The following is a 13,261-nucleotide window of genomic DNA, read 5'->3' on the forward strand; positions in this document are numbered from 1 at the left end:
CATCAGCCCAGCGCTTCGGCCACGGCGCGGAAGACCTGCTGCATCTGCAGCGGCTGGAACAGGCGGTGGACGCCCTGCCACGCTTCCCCTGGGAAACTGCCGAACGGTAGTGCCGGCCGCTGGCCGGCAACCGCATTGATCCCGCCACACAGGGATGCCGGCCAGCGGCCGGCACTACCGGGACATCAGCCCAGCGCTTCGGCCGCTGCGCGGAAGACCAGCTGCATCTGCTGCGGCTGGAACAGGCGGTGGACGCCCTGCCACGCTTCCCCTGGGAAACTGCCGAACGGTAGTGCCGGCCGCTGGCCGGCAACCGCGTTGATTCCACCACACTGGGATGCCGGCCAGCGGCCGGCACTACCTGGCATCAGCCCTGTGCTTCGGCTACGGCGCGGAAGACCTGCTGCATCTGCAGCGGCTGGAACAGGCGGTGGGCGCCCTGCCACGCTTCCCCTGGGAAACTGCCGAACGGTAGTGCCGGCCGCTGGCCGGCAACCGCTTTGATTCCACCACACTGGGATGCCGGCCAGCGGCCGGCACTACCGGGGCATCAGCCCAGCGCTTCGGCCACCGCGCGGAAGACCAGCTGCATCTGCTGCGGCTGGAACAGGCGGTGGACGCCCTACCGCGGTTCCCCTGGGAAACTGCCGAACGGTAGTGCCGGCCGCTGGCCGGCAACCGCGTTGATCCCGCCACACAGGGATGCCGGCCAGCGGCCGGCACTACCGGGCATCAGCCCAGCGCTTCGGCCACCGCGCGGAAGACCAGCTGCATCTGCTGCGGCTGGAACAGGCGATGGACGCCCTGCCACGCTTCTCTTGGGAAACTGCCGAACGGTAGTGCCGGCCGCTGGCCGGCAACCGCATTGATCCCGCCACACAGGGATGCCGGCCAGCGGCCGGCACTACCTGGCATCAGCCCAGCGCTTCGGCCACGGCGCGGAAGACCTGCTGCATCTGCAGCGGCTTGTGCAGCACATGCACCTCTACGCCGTCCGGGAAGGCATCGGCCGCGACCGGCACTGCCGGGTCTTCCAGTACCAGTGCCGGGCCGCGATAGCCCAACGTCGCCATCTCGCCCAGCAGCTGGCTGGCCGGCAGCAGCTTGGAGCCGGCATCGGCAATCACCAACGCGGGCATCGCCTCCTGCTGCATCCAGCGCAGCGCTGCCGGGCCATCGGAAGCCAACTGCAGCTGGTAGCCCTGGCTGGACAGCGCATTGCCCAGCAGCGATAGACGCGTGGCTTCGCCATCGACCACCAGGATCGATTGGCCGCTGCCCAAGGCCACCAGCTGTTCGATCGGCTCGCTGCCATCGATGGCGTCGTGCATCGGCAGGCGCAGTTCGAAGCAGGTGCCCTGCCCCGGCTGGCTGCTGACGTGAATGCTGCCGCCGGCACCTTCGACGATGCGCTTGCAGGAAATCAGCCCCAGGCCAGTGCCGTCGGCCTTGGTGGTGAAGAACGGATTGAACAGGTGCGACAGCGTGTCCGCATCCATGCCGATGCCTTCGTCGGCGACCCGTATGTGCATCCAGTCCACGCCATCGCGATGGCCGGCATGGCTGGCAGTCAGGCTCAGGCGACCACCGTTGGGCATCGCCTGTATCGCGTTGAGTGCGAGGTTCAGCATCACCTGCTGCAGTTCGGTGTAGTTGGCGTCGACCACCAGGCCTTCGTCCTGCACCTGCAACTCCAGGCGCACCGCATCAGGCACGTTGCTGCGCAACAGCAGTGCCACCGCATCGAACAGGCCATCGATCTCGATGCGCTCGCTCGGCTTGCGCGAACCGCGCACGAACGACAGCATCGATTCGGCCATCTCATGGCCACGGCGGCCGCACTCGGCGATGACATCGGCCAGGTGGTGCAGCTGCGGATCGTCGGTACGCGCCTTCAGCAGGTCCGGCATGATCAGCAACGGCTGCAGGATGTTGCGCAGGTCGTGGCTGAGCCCGGCTGCGAGCAGCGACAGGCTTTCCAGGCGCTGTGCGCGCATCAGCTCGGTTTCCACCCGTGCGCGCTCGATCGCGCTGCGTGCATCGCGGATCGCACGTGCCACCGCCGACGGCAGGCGCGCCGGCTGGTGCTTGATGATGTAGTCATTGGCGCCCTTCTGCAGCGCCGCCACCGCATTCTCCTCACCCATGGTGCCGGAGACGAAGATGAAGGGTATTTCCGGCGAGGTCTCGCGCACGATGCGCAGCGCATCATCACCCGAAAACCCCGGCATGCTCAGGTCGGACAGCACGATGTCCGGCTGGAACGCGGCCAGTGCCTGGCGCAGTTCGGCCTCGCTCTCGACACGCTCGAAGCGGGCCTCCAGGCCCGCATCGAGCATCTGTTCGGACATCAGCTCGGCATCTTCCGGTGAGTCCTCCACCAGCAGGATGCGCAGCGCCCCCAGGGCGGGACCGGTCAAGGGCATGGGCTCACTCGAGTTCCGGTGCCTGGTTGATCAACGCCCAGAACTTGCCCAGCGTCTGTACGGCGCCGAAGAACTGGTCCACGTCCACTGGCTTGACCACATAAGCATTCACGCCCATGTCCCAGCTCCGGGCCAGATCGCTTTCCTCGCGCGAGGACGACAGGATCACCACCGGCAGGCGCTTGAGCTCTTCGTGTTCGCGGATCTGCCGCAATACTTCCAGGCCATCCATGCGCGGCATCTTGATATCCAGCAGCAGCACCGCCGGCAGGCCTTCCTCGCGGTTGGCGAAAGCACCACGGCGCAACAGGTAGTCCATCACTTCCACGCCATCCTCGACGTGCACGATGGGGTTGGCCAGACGCGCCTCTTCCAGGGCGTCGATCGCCATTTCGGCGTCGGCCGGGCTGTCTTCGGCGAGAAGAATGGTGCGCAAAGTGGTCATGCAGAAGGCCCTTGTTTGTCCGCATCGATCGCGGGAGGCAGGTAGAAGTGGAAGGTGGCGCCGACGTCCGGTTCAGCCTCGGCCCAGATACGGCCGCCATGACGGGTGAGCACGCGGCGCACGCTGGCCAGGCCGATGCCGGTACCCGGGTAGTCGCTGGCCTTGTGCAGACGCTGGAAGACACCAAACAGCTTGCCGGCGTAGGCCATGTCAAAGCCTGCACCATTGTCGCTGACCGTGAACTGATGACCGCCGTCAGGCTGCGGCTGGTAGTCCACGCGAATCTTCGCCGGTTCGCGGTTGCCCGAGTACTTCACCGCGTTGCCGAGCAGGTTCAGCCAGACCTGGCGGATCATGTTCTCATCGCCGACCACGATCGGCAGCGGCGCGATGCTCCACTCCACCTGGTGCACATGGCCACTGTTCTCCGCCTCGGCCTGCAGGTTGGAATCGAGCATGGCGCGGGTATCGGCCACCAGCGACTGCATGTCCACCGCCTGCTGGCGCATCGCCGCGCGGCCCAGGCGCGAGTAGACCAGCAGGTCATCGATCAGCGCCGCCATGCGCCGGGCCGAACTGGAGATCACGTCCAGGTAATGACGGCTCTTGTCATCGGCAGCGTCGCCGAGGTGGCGCGACAGCTTGTCGGAGAATCCGGCGACGTGGCGCAGCGGTGCGCGCAGGTCATGCGAGACCGAGTAGCTGAAGGCCTCCAGCTCGCGGTTGACCTCGGACACCTGCGCGACCTTGCCTTCCAGCTGGCGGTTGAGCTCTTCAACGCGCAGCTGGACTGCGCGTTGCATGGTGACATCGCTGACCGTCAGCAGCACCACTTCATCATCGGTATCGGGCAGCGGCATGCGCCGTGCGTTCAGCAGCATGTAGCGCGCCATGCCGTCGGCGGTGCGCTGTTCGTGCTCGAAATCCCACAGCTCGCGGCCGCGCAGCAGCACGTCGGACAGGCGTTGGCGCACGACGGCGTCCTTCCAGGCACCGTCGCCGACGTTTTCCAGCAGCAGGCCATCGGCGCGTTCGTCCTGCAGCCCGTACAGCTCGGCGAAGGCGGGGTTATGCAACTGCACGCGCAGGTCGCGGTCGAGCAGCACGATGGGTTCGCGCACGGTCTGCAACACCGATGCCGCGCGTGCCGCCGAGCGCAGCGATTGGCGTTCGGCGTGCAGGCGCCGCCCGATCTGCCGCTGCAGGAGCCAAAGCACCAGGCCGAGCAGTCCCAGCTGGATCACCAGCGAACTCCAAGACACCAGCTCGGTCTGCTTGCGCTGGCGCGCCGCCTGCTCGGCCCGCAGTGTCAACAGTTGCTGTTCGCTGGCCTGGAGTTCTTCCACCAGGCCACGGATCGGATAGCGCGTGCTCAGGTCCTTCACCAGCTCGCGTTGATCGCTGTTGGGTTCAGATCTGGCCAGCTCGCGGGCAAGCGCCATCCTTCCTTCCAGCATCGATTCGATACGGCCGATGCGGATCAGCTGGTCGGGGTTGTCGCGGGTCATCCGCCCCAGTTCGGCCAAGCGACCGGGAATGTCGTTGGCTGCGGCCATGCGCTCACGCAGCCCGGGTGCGTCCACGCCCTTGGACAGCGTCAATGCGGCCGATTCGACGTCGCGCACATCAGCCTGGAGCTGCTGCAGGGCCACGCCCACCGCCTGGGTATGGTTGACCCAGGCCATTGCCTGCTCGTTGTCCTGCTGCAGTTTGCGCAGGGTCAACCACGGCACCACGATGATCGCTGCGGCCGCCAGCGCCAGGGCCGGCAACCGCCAGCGGTCCCAGATGTCGTCACTGAAAACCAGCGCCATAGTTCCTCTTCAGCACGGCCGCAGGGCGTCGGCCGGACCCTGTCCGGCTGCGGCGGAACCGGCAATATAGCGCAGGCGGTCACAACGCAGGGGTTTCCCCCCTGGTTGGCTGAACAGGTTCGCAGTCCTCAGACCTGTAGAGCCGGGCCATGCTCGGCTGCCTTGGAGTTCCAGCCGAACATGGCCGCGGCCCTACAGCTCAACGTGCGCCCCGCGAGGGGGCGCCCAACGGGTTCAGCGCTTGGCGGCAGCGCTGACCTTCAATGCGGCTGCATCAACGCGGGTCACGCCCTTGATGCCCTTGGCGGTGGTGACGGCCTTGTCCTTCTCGGCCTGGCTCGCTACGGCACCACTCAGGCTGACCACGCCGTTCACGGTTTCCACCTTGATTTCGGTACCCGGAACGTTGCTGCTGGCGAGCAGGTCGGCCTTCACCTTGGTGGTGATCCAGGTATCGGTCACCGGCTCGTTGGAATCGTGGCGATCAGCATGGGTCGCCGGGTGCGCGCTGGTCGGCGGGCTCTTCGCGGCCGGATCCTTGGCGAATGCGGCCGAGGAGGACAGCGCCAGGCCCAGCGTCAGGGCGGAGGCAATCAGCGTGCGGGTCGTATTGCTCATCGTGTCGTACTCCTTCGGAATGTGCTGCCAGTCTGGACAAACCGGCGTAGAGCAGGCGTGGCGTTGCGGTCATGCCGCTGTGAATCGGGCTACCTGCAACGCCAACCGTTCAGCTTTGGCCCGTGAGCCCGCGTCGTTTACCCTGCCCTTCCCACTGCCGGAGCTCTGTCATGCGCCCCGACCTGCAACTGGCCCTGATCGGCTACGGCCTCGCCGGCCGTGTCTTCCACGCACCGCTGATCCAGCACACACCCGGCCTGGTGCTGCACAGCATCGTCAGTTCGCAGCGAGACACGTTGCTGCGCGCGTTCAGCGACGTGCACGTGCGTGCCACGCCGCAGGAGGTGTTCGACGACCCGGCCGTGGATGCCGTAGTGATCGCCACGCCCAATGAACAGCACGCGCCGCTGGCGATCGCAGCGCTGGCCGCCGGCAAGCACGTGCTGGTCGACAAGCCGTTCGCGCTGGATGTCGCTGAAGCCGAAGCCGTTCTGGCTGCGGCACGCGATGCCGGACGCATCGCCACCGTCTTCCAGAACCGGCGCTTCGATGCCGACTTCCTCACGCTGCAGGCGCTGCTTGCGGACGGGACACTGGGCGACATCGCCGAGTGCCATGTGCATTTCGATCGCTATCGCCCGCAGGTGCGTGACCGCTGGCGCGAGCAGGACGGTCCCGGCAGTGGCCTGTGGTACGACCTGGGCCCGCACCTGCTGGACCAGATGCTGGTGCTGTTCGGCTGGCCCGAAGCGATCGATGCTGATCTGGCCGTGCAGCGCGATGGCGGCAGCGCCATCGATTACTTCCACGCCGTGCTGCACTACCCGCGGCATCGCGCGATCGTGCATTCCGGTTCCCTGGTGGCAGCTCCCACGCCGCATTTCAGCGTGCATGGCAGCAAGGCCAGTTGGATCAAGCACGGCCTGGATGTACAGGAAGCGCAGCTGCGCCGCGGTGTGGCGCCCGGTGCACCCGGCTGGGGCATCGACCCGCGGCATGGCGAGCTGGTGCGCTGTGATGCCGAGGACAACGTGCAGCGCGGCACCGTCGACAATCTGCCCGGTGACTACCGTCGGTTGTATGCGCAGTTCGCCGCGGCCATGCATGGCGACTGCGAAGCCACGGTCGATCCGGTGCAGGCGCTGCAGCTGATGCGGCTGCTGCAGGCAGGCATGGACAGTGCGCGCGAAGGGCGGCGGATCGCGTTGGGGTGATCGGCAGGGTTGCGCCCTGCACCCGTGGTAGTGCCGGCCGCTGGCCGGCAACCTCAACAGCAACGGCAAAAACCGGCAATCCGTGAGATGGCAGGATGGGTCCGGTTGCGGGAGCCGGACCCACCCCGCCTTCGACAGAGTCCCGCGCCCGACGGTAGGTGTCGACCTTGGTCGACACATCGACGTGGAAGCCATCGGAGACGGCTTTGGCAGAGTCGAGCCATGCTCGACTGCCTGCATGGGGTCAGAGCCCTTTCCTACGGAAAGGGATCCGACCCCGGCTTCGTGCTTACGATTTCTTGATCGCGTGGCCGCCGAATTCGTTGCGCATCGCCGACAGCAGGCGGTCGGTGAACGAATTGGATTCGCGCGAGCGCAGGCGTTCCAGCAGCGACAGGGTGATCACCGGTGCCGGCACATCGAGCGCGATCGCTTCGGCCACGGTCCAGCGGCCTTCACCGGAGTCCTCCACGTACGGCGCGATGCCATCCAGCGACGGATTGCGCTTGAGGGCTTCGGTGCTCAGGTCCAGCAGCCACGAGCGCACCACGCTGCCGTGGCGCCAGACTTCGGCCACCTGGGCCAGGTCCAGTTCCATTTCCTGCTTGCGCTCCATCAGCGCGAAGCCCTCCGCGTAGGCCTGCATCATTCCGTACTCGATGCCGTTGTGGACCATCTTGGTGAAGTGGCCAGCGCCGGACGGGCCGACACGACCCCAGCCACGGTCTTCGGCCGGTGCCAGCGTGCGCAGCAGCGGTGCGATCTGCTCCACCACCGCCGCTTCACCACCGACCATCAGGCTGTAGCCTTCCTGCAGGCCCCACACGCCACCGCTGGTGCCGCAGTCGACGTAGCCCAGGTCGTCTTCGGCCAGCGCCTTGGCGCGACGGATCGAGTCCTGGTAGTTGGAGTTGCCGCCGTCGATGACGATGTCACCCTCGGCCAGGTGCGGAGTCAGCTGACCCAGGGTCTGGTCGACGGTTTCGCCGGCCGGCACCATCAGCCACACCACGCGCGGCACCGGCAGCGCGGCCACCGCGGCGGCCAGCGAATCGACCACCTCCAGGCCGGCCTCGGCGGCGCGCTGGCGGGCACCTTCGCCCGGGTCGTAGCCGACGACGCGGTGGCCGCCGCGATGCAGGCGCTGGGCCATGTTGGCGCCCATGCGGCCGAGGCCGATCATTGCAATATCCATTGTTTCACCTTCAGTTGGGGTCTAGGGTCAGGCTGCCTGGCCTGCCGGTAGCCGCGCAGTGGCGCAGCTGCGCCTCGCGCCAACGCCGGTAGAGCGTGGTATGCAGATTGTGCACCGCCAGGTCGATCGAAAAGGGGGTTCGCGGGTTGCGGTCAAGCAGGCGGGCGATGTGGTAGCCGATGGGACGTATACCGCGCGGATGCACATAGATCACGAACTGCTGGTAGAACGGATCGTCCAGCAGGCGGTCCATGCGTGCCAGCGTGGCGTGGTAGCGCGGTTCCAGCCGTGCACGAAGGTCCGGGTCGCGCTCGAACAACAGGCGTTCGAAGTAGCGCCGGCCGATACGCGGGATGTCCTGCGCCAGCGCCCACAGCTCGGCATTGCGCTGGTCGTACCAGGCAAGGCCGCCGTGCGCGGCCAATGCCTGCGCGGCCTCCTCGCCCACCGACACCACCACGAAGTTTTCGGCCTGGTTGCTCAGGTCGTCCAGCGTGCCCTTGTCGTACACATGTTCGATGAAACCAGGCACACCGACGAAGGCTTGGCGGCCCATCGCCGAGGTGCGCACCGCCTTGCCATCGGCGAAGTAGTCACCGGCGTGTGCGCCAAGCAGGATGCTGTCGGTATCGTGCAGCGCGAGGAACGTACCGATCGACAGTTCTTCTGCGGAGAATCCAGCGTCGAAGGCCGCATCGCCATACAGCTCGCGCTGTGTGGCCAGTTGTGCGACCTGGCGACCGACTCCACATTCGGCGCGCACATTGCCGCTGTAGAACGCCTGCAGCGCCTGGCTGTTGCCCGTAATGGGCACGAAACCACGGCCGAAGCTTCGCGTGCGCTGCCAGCCTTGCGCCTGTTCGCCGTGCAGGCCGAAGCCGATCCAACCGAGCTGCAGGCCAGAGAAGCGGAATCCTGCATTGCCCTGCAGTGCAGCAGCGGCACGTTGCGTGGCTGCACCCAGCTGGAAGGCGTAGGCGCAAACCGTAGCCGGGTCGTCCAGCACCTGCTGCAGCAACGCCTTGCGCGCTGCAGCGGGCATGTCCGCCGGCCATTGCACGCGCAGATCGCCTGCCGCCTGAGCCTCCGGCAGCGACGCGCGGGTGCACACAGGGCCACCATGCACCTGCGGTGCACCGATCGCGCGTGTTTCGAAGTGCCACCCCAGGCGCTGCAGCAGGCCTTGTGTACAGTCCAGCGGCGTGGCTGCTGCGCCCAGCGCGGGCAGCAGCAGGGCCACACCCATCCATCTGCCGCGCACGTTCAATCCTGGTCCGTGCTCGCCGGTGCGGGCTCCGGGGTTGTGGCCACGGGCGGAACGGGCTTGCCTGCCTCCGCCGGAAGGTACTGCTGCAGGCGCTGGAAGAAGCGACGATAGAACTCAGCATCGGTAACCGTGCTGCTGGCCACTTTCACCAGCGAGTCGTCATTGCTGCCGAACGGCAGCGATACAGATCCGAGCGCACCGACGCCAACACTTGCCGAGGTCGGACTCTTCTTCAACGCATAGCGATCCTGCACGGCACTGACGAATACCAGTGTCTGGCTCCCGCGCGGTGCGCAGGAAATACGCAGCACCAGCTGCTCGTGATCGTCCTCGCGCGGCTGGAAGTTCTTGTTGCCTTCCACCTGCGCCGCGTCGGAACGGGCGATGGCATAGCCCTGGCTGAGCAGGGTGCGCCGTGCGGCCTCGCAGGCGTCACCGGGACGGCCATCGACGGTGCGCGAGAAGGTGTCGCCGGAATCAAAGGATTCGCGAAGCAACGTGCTGTCAGCAGCGCGGCCACCACAGGCCGACAGGATCAGGGCGCTGGCGAGCGCCACGGCAACACTGGAAAGACGGGAGGCCCGCATGGGTACTCCTGCGAGGACGGTACCGCCAAGGGTAGTCCTGCGGCCGTGTGCGGCAGGTCGAAAGTACGCCCGCCAGCCCCCGCCGTTGCTGCCGGTTCATGCACGGAAAAGGGGACGGAGGGGATTAAGTCGTTTGTGGCACTTCGCCCCGCCACGCATGGCACGGCGCTACCGTGAACGAGGTCCCCCAAACGAAAAAAGGGCCGGCAATGCCGGCCCCTCGGGTATCACATGCCGTCGCCGGCTCAGTCCGCCCAGCGGCCGGCACCGGTGGACTGCGGCAGCACCTGCGCCGACAGCGGGCGGTCGTTGGCCAGCAGGTTCACCGCGTCGGCCAGGATCGAGGCTGACTCGCGCAGCAGCGGGTCCGGGCGCTTTTCGGCAGCCTTCTCGCGCGCGGCATCCTTGACGATGTCGCGCTCGTTGCCGGTCAGGCCGTCATCGCTGCTGTCATCGGCCAGCGGGTCCAGGGCCAGGCCCAGCTCCTTGCGCTGCACCTGGCGCTCCTTGCGCTGGGTATCCTGGCGCTCGCGCTCAGCGCGACGGGTCGCCTCGTTGAGCGAGATGTACTTCTTCGCCGCTTCGGTGCGGAACTGCTGCACGTCCTCGTTCCACCACTGGAACTCCTTGTCGGTGGCGATGCGCGCGTCGTGACGGGTTTCCAGCTTCGGCAGCAACGGCGCGAAGTTGCCGTACTGGGTGTGCGGCACGGCGGCGATGCGGGTCCACGGCAGTGCGTTGTCGTAGGTGCTCTCGCCGAACTCGGTGGCATCGACGCTGGCCGGGAACGCCAGGTCCGGCACCACGCCCTTGTGCTGGGTGCTGCTGCCGCTGATGCGGAAGAACTGGGCAATGGTCAGCTTGACCTGGCCGAAGCGCTGGGTCTCGCCGCTCGGCCAGCGGTCAAGGTCGACGATGTTCTGTACGGTGCCCTTGCCGAAGCTGGTTTCACCGATCACCAGGCCGCGACCGTAGTCCTGGATGGCGCCAGCGAAGATCTCCGAGGCCGAGGCCGAACCACGGTTGATCAGCACCGCCAGCGGGCCATCCCACGCCACGCCCTGGTTACGGTCGCTGTTGACGGTGACGCGGCCACCGGATTCGCGCACCTGCACCACCGGCCCCTGTTCGATGAACAGGCCGGTCAGCTCGATCGCTTCATCCAGCGAACCACCGCCGTTGTTGCGCAGGTCCAGCACCACGCCGTCGAGCTTGTCGTTCTTGAAGCCGGCCAGCAGCTTGGCCACGTCGCGGGTGGCCGAGGCGTAGTCGGCGGCATTGCGGCGACGGCCTTCGAAGTCCTGGTAGAAGGTCGGCAGCTTGATCACACCGATCCTGCGTGCCGGCTCGCCGTTGGCAGCCGGGATGGTCATGGTCTCGCCCTTGGCGGCCTGTTCGGCCAGGCGCACCTTCTGGCGGGTCAGCACCAGGGTGTGGTGCTTGCCATCGGCGCCTTCGGCAGCCGGGATGAATTCCAGCTTGACCTGGGTGTCCTTGGCGCCGCGGATCTTGGCCACGACATCGTCGATGCGCCAGCCGATCACGTCCTCGACCAGGCCGGACTTGCCCTGGCCAACGCCGACGATGCGGTCACCCGGCTTCAGCGTGCCATCCACTGCGGCCGGGCCACCGGCAATGATCTCGCGGATGACCACCACATCGTCCTGGCGCTGCAGCTGCGCACCGATGCCTTCCAGCGACAGCGACATCGCCTGGTTGAAGTTCTCGGCGGTGCGCGGGGTGAAGTAATCCGTGTGCGGGTCAACGGCACTGGTGTACGAATTCATGAAGAACTGGAAGACGTCTTCGCCCTTCAGTTCATTGACCGACTTCTCCAGCGTCGCGTAGCGCTTGTCCAGCGTCTTGCGGATGTCATCCGGCTTCTTGCCGGCCAGCTTCAGGCGCAGCCAATCGTTCTTCACCGACTTGCGCCACAGCTCATCGAGCTCGGCACTGCTGGCCGCCCACGGCACCTTCTTGCGGTCGTACTCGAAGCGCTCGTCGGTGGTGAAGTCCGGCTCCTGCTTGAGCAGCTTGCGCGCGTACGCCACGCGCTCGCCGACGCGCTGCTTGTAGACGGCGAACACCTGGAACGCCGGCTCCAGCTCGCCGCCCCGGATGGCCGAGGCGATGTTGGCCTCGAACGGTGCGAAGCGCGCCACGTCGGCCTGGGTGAAGTACTGCTTGCCGCCGTCAAGCGTTTCCAGATAGCGCTTGAACACGTCCTTGGAGGTGGCCTCGTCCAGCGCGCGCGGGCGATAGGCGTAGCGGCTGTCGGACAGCAGGCCGTACACCAGCTTGGAGGTGGTCACCTGGTCGGCGGTGGCCGCCGCGGGCAATGCGGGCGAGTCGGCCTTGGCCGCCAACGCCAGTGGCGCGACCAGCGCCAGGGCCATCAGGAATGCGGGGGCTTTGAATTTCATTGACGTGCTCGAAGGCGCCTTGCCAAGGGGAAGACTGCGGGGTGTTAAGACACCACGACAGTGCCGAAAGTTGCCGGGTTTGTCACCCGGCCGCGCTCGGTGGAAAACCAGCCTAGCCGGGCCGGTGTAGCAAATTGTGAATGCAGGCGAAGGCGTGCGGACCAACGGTCCGCACCCACCAGGAGGGTGGTGACACCTATTGGCAGCGCCAGGCCATGGCTGGCGAAGGCGTGCGGACCAACGGTCCGCTCCCACCTCAGGAGACGCCGGCGCCCTTGGCCTGCACGTCGGCGTGATACGACGAGCGCACCATCGGGCCGGAGGCAACATGGCTGAAGCCCAGCTCGTAGCCGTAGTCTTCCAGCGCCTTGTAGTCTTCCGGGGTCCAGTACTTCAGCACCGGGTGGTGGTGTGCGGTCGGCTGCAGGTACTGGCCGATGGTGATCATGTCCACGTCGTGCGCGCGCAGGTCGCGCAGGGTGGCCTTGATCTGTTCGAAGTCCTCGCCCAGGCCCAGCATGATGCCGCTCTTGGTCGGCACGTCCGGATGCTGCGCCTTGAAGTTCTTCAGCAGGTTCAGCGACCACTGGTAGTCCGCACCCGGGCGCACGTTGCGGTACAGGTCCGGCACGGTCTCGATGTTGTGGTTGAACACATCCGGCGGGTTCTGCGCCAGGATCTCCAGCGCGCGCTCCATGCGGCCCTTGCCACGGAAGTCCGGGGTCAGCACTTCGATGCGGGTGCCCGGCGACTTCTCGCGAATGGCGGTGATGCAGTCGACGAAGTGCTGGGCACCACCGTCGCGCAGGTCATCGCGGTCGACGCTGGTCACCACCACGTACTTCAGGCCCATGTCGGCCACGGTCTGGCCGAGGCTGGCCGGTTCGTTGGCATCCGGCGGCTTCGGGCGGCCGTGGGCCACGTCGCAGAACGAGCAGCGGCGGGTGCAGACCTCGCCCAGGATCATGAAGGTGGCGGTGCCGTGGCCGAAGCACTCGTGGATGTTCGGGCAGCTGGCTTCCTCGCACACGGTCACCAGGCGGTTTTCGCGCAGCTTGGCCTTCAGGTTCTGCACGGCATTGCCCGAAGGAATGCGCACGCGGATCCAGGACGGTTTGCGCAGCACCGGCGCGTCGGCGAACTGCACCGGCGAGCGGTTGATCTTGTCACCGCCCAGCTGCTTGACCCCGGCCTGCAACGGCGCGGCGGACGGGGAGTCGCCCTGCACGATCTGCAGGGGAATGGAACGGGCGGTGGTTTCAGTCATGGCAG

At 66.7% G+C, this 13,261-nt stretch carries 12 protein-coding genes; 2 read left to right on the forward strand and 10 right to left on the reverse strand.

Going from position 1 to position 13,261, the window contains the following annotated elements:
* Positions 1-337 precede the first annotated feature (337 nt).
* Positions 338-475 (forward strand): hypothetical protein, encoded by a 138-nt coding sequence (locus AC5P5X_RS18990; protein WP_158230237.1) that lies wholly within the window; start codon positions 338-340, stop codon positions 473-475.
* Between the two features lie 257 nt (positions 476-732).
* Here AC5P5X_RS18990 and AC5P5X_RS18995 read toward each other — a convergent pair whose 3' ends face one another.
* The 5 genes from AC5P5X_RS18995 to AC5P5X_RS19015 all read right to left on the reverse strand — a co-directional run bounded on the left by AC5P5X_RS18995 (position 733) and on the right by AC5P5X_RS19015 (position 5,303).
* The gene (locus AC5P5X_RS18995) at positions 733-915 is read right to left on the reverse strand and encodes a hypothetical protein (protein ID WP_111189022.1); all 183 of its coding nucleotides are present in this window, start codon (positions 913-915) and stop codon (positions 733-735) included.
* Positions 915-2,426: an ATP-binding protein gene (locus tag AC5P5X_RS19000; RefSeq protein ID WP_059035445.1), complete on the reverse strand. Its 1,512-nt coding sequence runs from the start codon at positions 2,424-2,426 to the stop codon at positions 915-917. The genes AC5P5X_RS18995 and AC5P5X_RS19000 overlap by 1 nt, the downstream gene beginning before the upstream one ends.
* A gap of 4 nt (positions 2,427-2,430) precedes the next feature.
* On the reverse strand, positions 2,431-2,871 hold the full coding sequence (locus AC5P5X_RS19005; protein ID WP_005411057.1) for a response regulator: 441 nt from the start codon (positions 2,869-2,871) through the stop codon (positions 2,431-2,433).
* Positions 2,868-4,685: a sensor histidine kinase gene (locus tag AC5P5X_RS19010; protein ID WP_043034000.1), complete on the reverse strand. Its 1,818-nt coding sequence runs from the start codon at positions 4,683-4,685 to the stop codon at positions 2,868-2,870. Before AC5P5X_RS19010 ends, AC5P5X_RS19005 begins: the two co-directional genes overlap by 4 nt.
* A gap of 234 nt (positions 4,686-4,919) precedes the next feature.
* On the reverse strand, positions 4,920-5,303 hold the full coding sequence (locus AC5P5X_RS19015; RefSeq protein ID WP_005411059.1) for a BON domain-containing protein: 384 nt from the start codon (positions 5,301-5,303) through the stop codon (positions 4,920-4,922).
* A 170-nt stretch (positions 5,304-5,473) separates the two neighbouring features.
* On the opposite strand from AC5P5X_RS19015, the gene AC5P5X_RS19020 reads away from it, so the two are divergent.
* Positions 5,474-6,517, forward strand: a complete 1,044-nt coding sequence (locus AC5P5X_RS19020) for an oxidoreductase (RefSeq protein ID WP_012481283.1) — start codon at positions 5,474-5,476, stop codon at positions 6,515-6,517.
* A 289-nt stretch (positions 6,518-6,806) separates the two neighbouring features.
* On the opposite strand, the gene gnd is transcribed toward AC5P5X_RS19020, so the two are convergent.
* The 5 genes from gnd to lipA form a co-directional block, all read right to left on the reverse strand.
* Positions 6,807-7,712 (reverse strand): phosphogluconate dehydrogenase (NAD(+)-dependent, decarboxylating), encoded by a 906-nt coding sequence (gnd, locus tag AC5P5X_RS19025; RefSeq protein WP_005411061.1) that lies wholly within the window; start codon positions 7,710-7,712, stop codon positions 6,807-6,809.
* Positions 7,713-7,722: 10 nt separating this feature from the next.
* On the reverse strand, positions 7,723-8,958 hold the full coding sequence (locus AC5P5X_RS19030) for a hypothetical protein (protein WP_062605621.1): 1,236 nt from the start codon (positions 8,956-8,958) through the stop codon (positions 7,723-7,725).
* Positions 8,959-8,975: 17 nt separating this feature from the next.
* Positions 8,976-9,566: a DUF2242 domain-containing protein gene (locus tag AC5P5X_RS19035; protein ID WP_005411063.1), complete on the reverse strand. Its 591-nt coding sequence runs from the start codon at positions 9,564-9,566 to the stop codon at positions 8,976-8,978.
* A 245-nt stretch (positions 9,567-9,811) separates the two neighbouring features.
* On the reverse strand, positions 9,812-11,989 hold the full coding sequence (locus AC5P5X_RS19040; protein WP_005411064.1) for a carboxy terminal-processing peptidase: 2,178 nt from the start codon (positions 11,987-11,989) through the stop codon (positions 9,812-9,814).
* A gap of 256 nt (positions 11,990-12,245) precedes the next feature.
* The gene (lipA, locus tag AC5P5X_RS19045; protein WP_005411065.1) at positions 12,246-13,256 is read right to left on the reverse strand and encodes a lipoyl synthase; all 1,011 of its coding nucleotides are present in this window, start codon (positions 13,254-13,256) and stop codon (positions 12,246-12,248) included.
* Between the last annotated feature and the right edge of the window lie 5 nt (positions 13,257-13,261).

The sequence above is a fragment of the Stenotrophomonas sp. YJH_SMC_91 genome, assembly GCF_059368495.1.

What these genes read in the sequence shown, in the direction of transcription:
- AC5P5X_RS18990 (WP_158230237.1), top strand. Translation starts at nt 338, where the DNA reads ATGCCGGCCAGCGGCCGGCACTACCTGGCATCAGCCCTGTGCTTCGGC.
- AC5P5X_RS18995 (WP_111189022.1), bottom strand. Translation starts at nt 915, where the DNA reads ATGCCAGGTAGTGCCGGCCGCTGGCCGGCATCCCTGTGTGGCGGGATC.
- AC5P5X_RS19000 (WP_059035445.1), bottom strand. Translation starts at nt 2,426, where the DNA reads ATGCCCTTGACCGGTCCCGCCCTGGGGGCGCTGCGCATCCTGCTGGTG.
- AC5P5X_RS19005 (WP_005411057.1), bottom strand. Translation starts at nt 2,871, where the DNA reads ATGACCACTTTGCGCACCATTCTTCTCGCCGAAGACAGCCCGGCCGAC.
- AC5P5X_RS19010 (WP_043034000.1), bottom strand. Translation starts at nt 4,685, where the DNA reads ATGGCGCTGGTTTTCAGTGACGACATCTGGGACCGCTGGCGGTTGCCG.
- AC5P5X_RS19015 (WP_005411059.1), bottom strand. Translation starts at nt 5,303, where the DNA reads ATGAGCAATACGACCCGCACGCTGATTGCCTCCGCCCTGACGCTGGGC.
- AC5P5X_RS19020 (WP_012481283.1), top strand. Translation starts at nt 5,474, where the DNA reads ATGCGCCCCGACCTGCAACTGGCCCTGATCGGCTACGGCCTCGCCGGC.
- gnd (WP_005411061.1), bottom strand. Translation starts at nt 7,712, where the DNA reads ATGGATATTGCAATGATCGGCCTCGGCCGCATGGGCGCCAACATGGCC.
- AC5P5X_RS19030 (WP_062605621.1), bottom strand. Translation starts at nt 8,958, where the DNA reads ATGGGTGTGGCCCTGCTGCTGCCCGCGCTGGGCGCAGCAGCCACGCCG.
- AC5P5X_RS19035 (WP_005411063.1), bottom strand. Translation starts at nt 9,566, where the DNA reads ATGCGGGCCTCCCGTCTTTCCAGTGTTGCCGTGGCGCTCGCCAGCGCC.
- AC5P5X_RS19040 (WP_005411064.1), bottom strand. Translation starts at nt 11,989, where the DNA reads ATGAAATTCAAAGCCCCCGCATTCCTGATGGCCCTGGCGCTGGTCGCG.
- lipA (WP_005411065.1), bottom strand. Translation starts at nt 13,256, where the DNA reads ATGACTGAAACCACCGCCCGTTCCATTCCCCTGCAGATCGTGCAGGGC.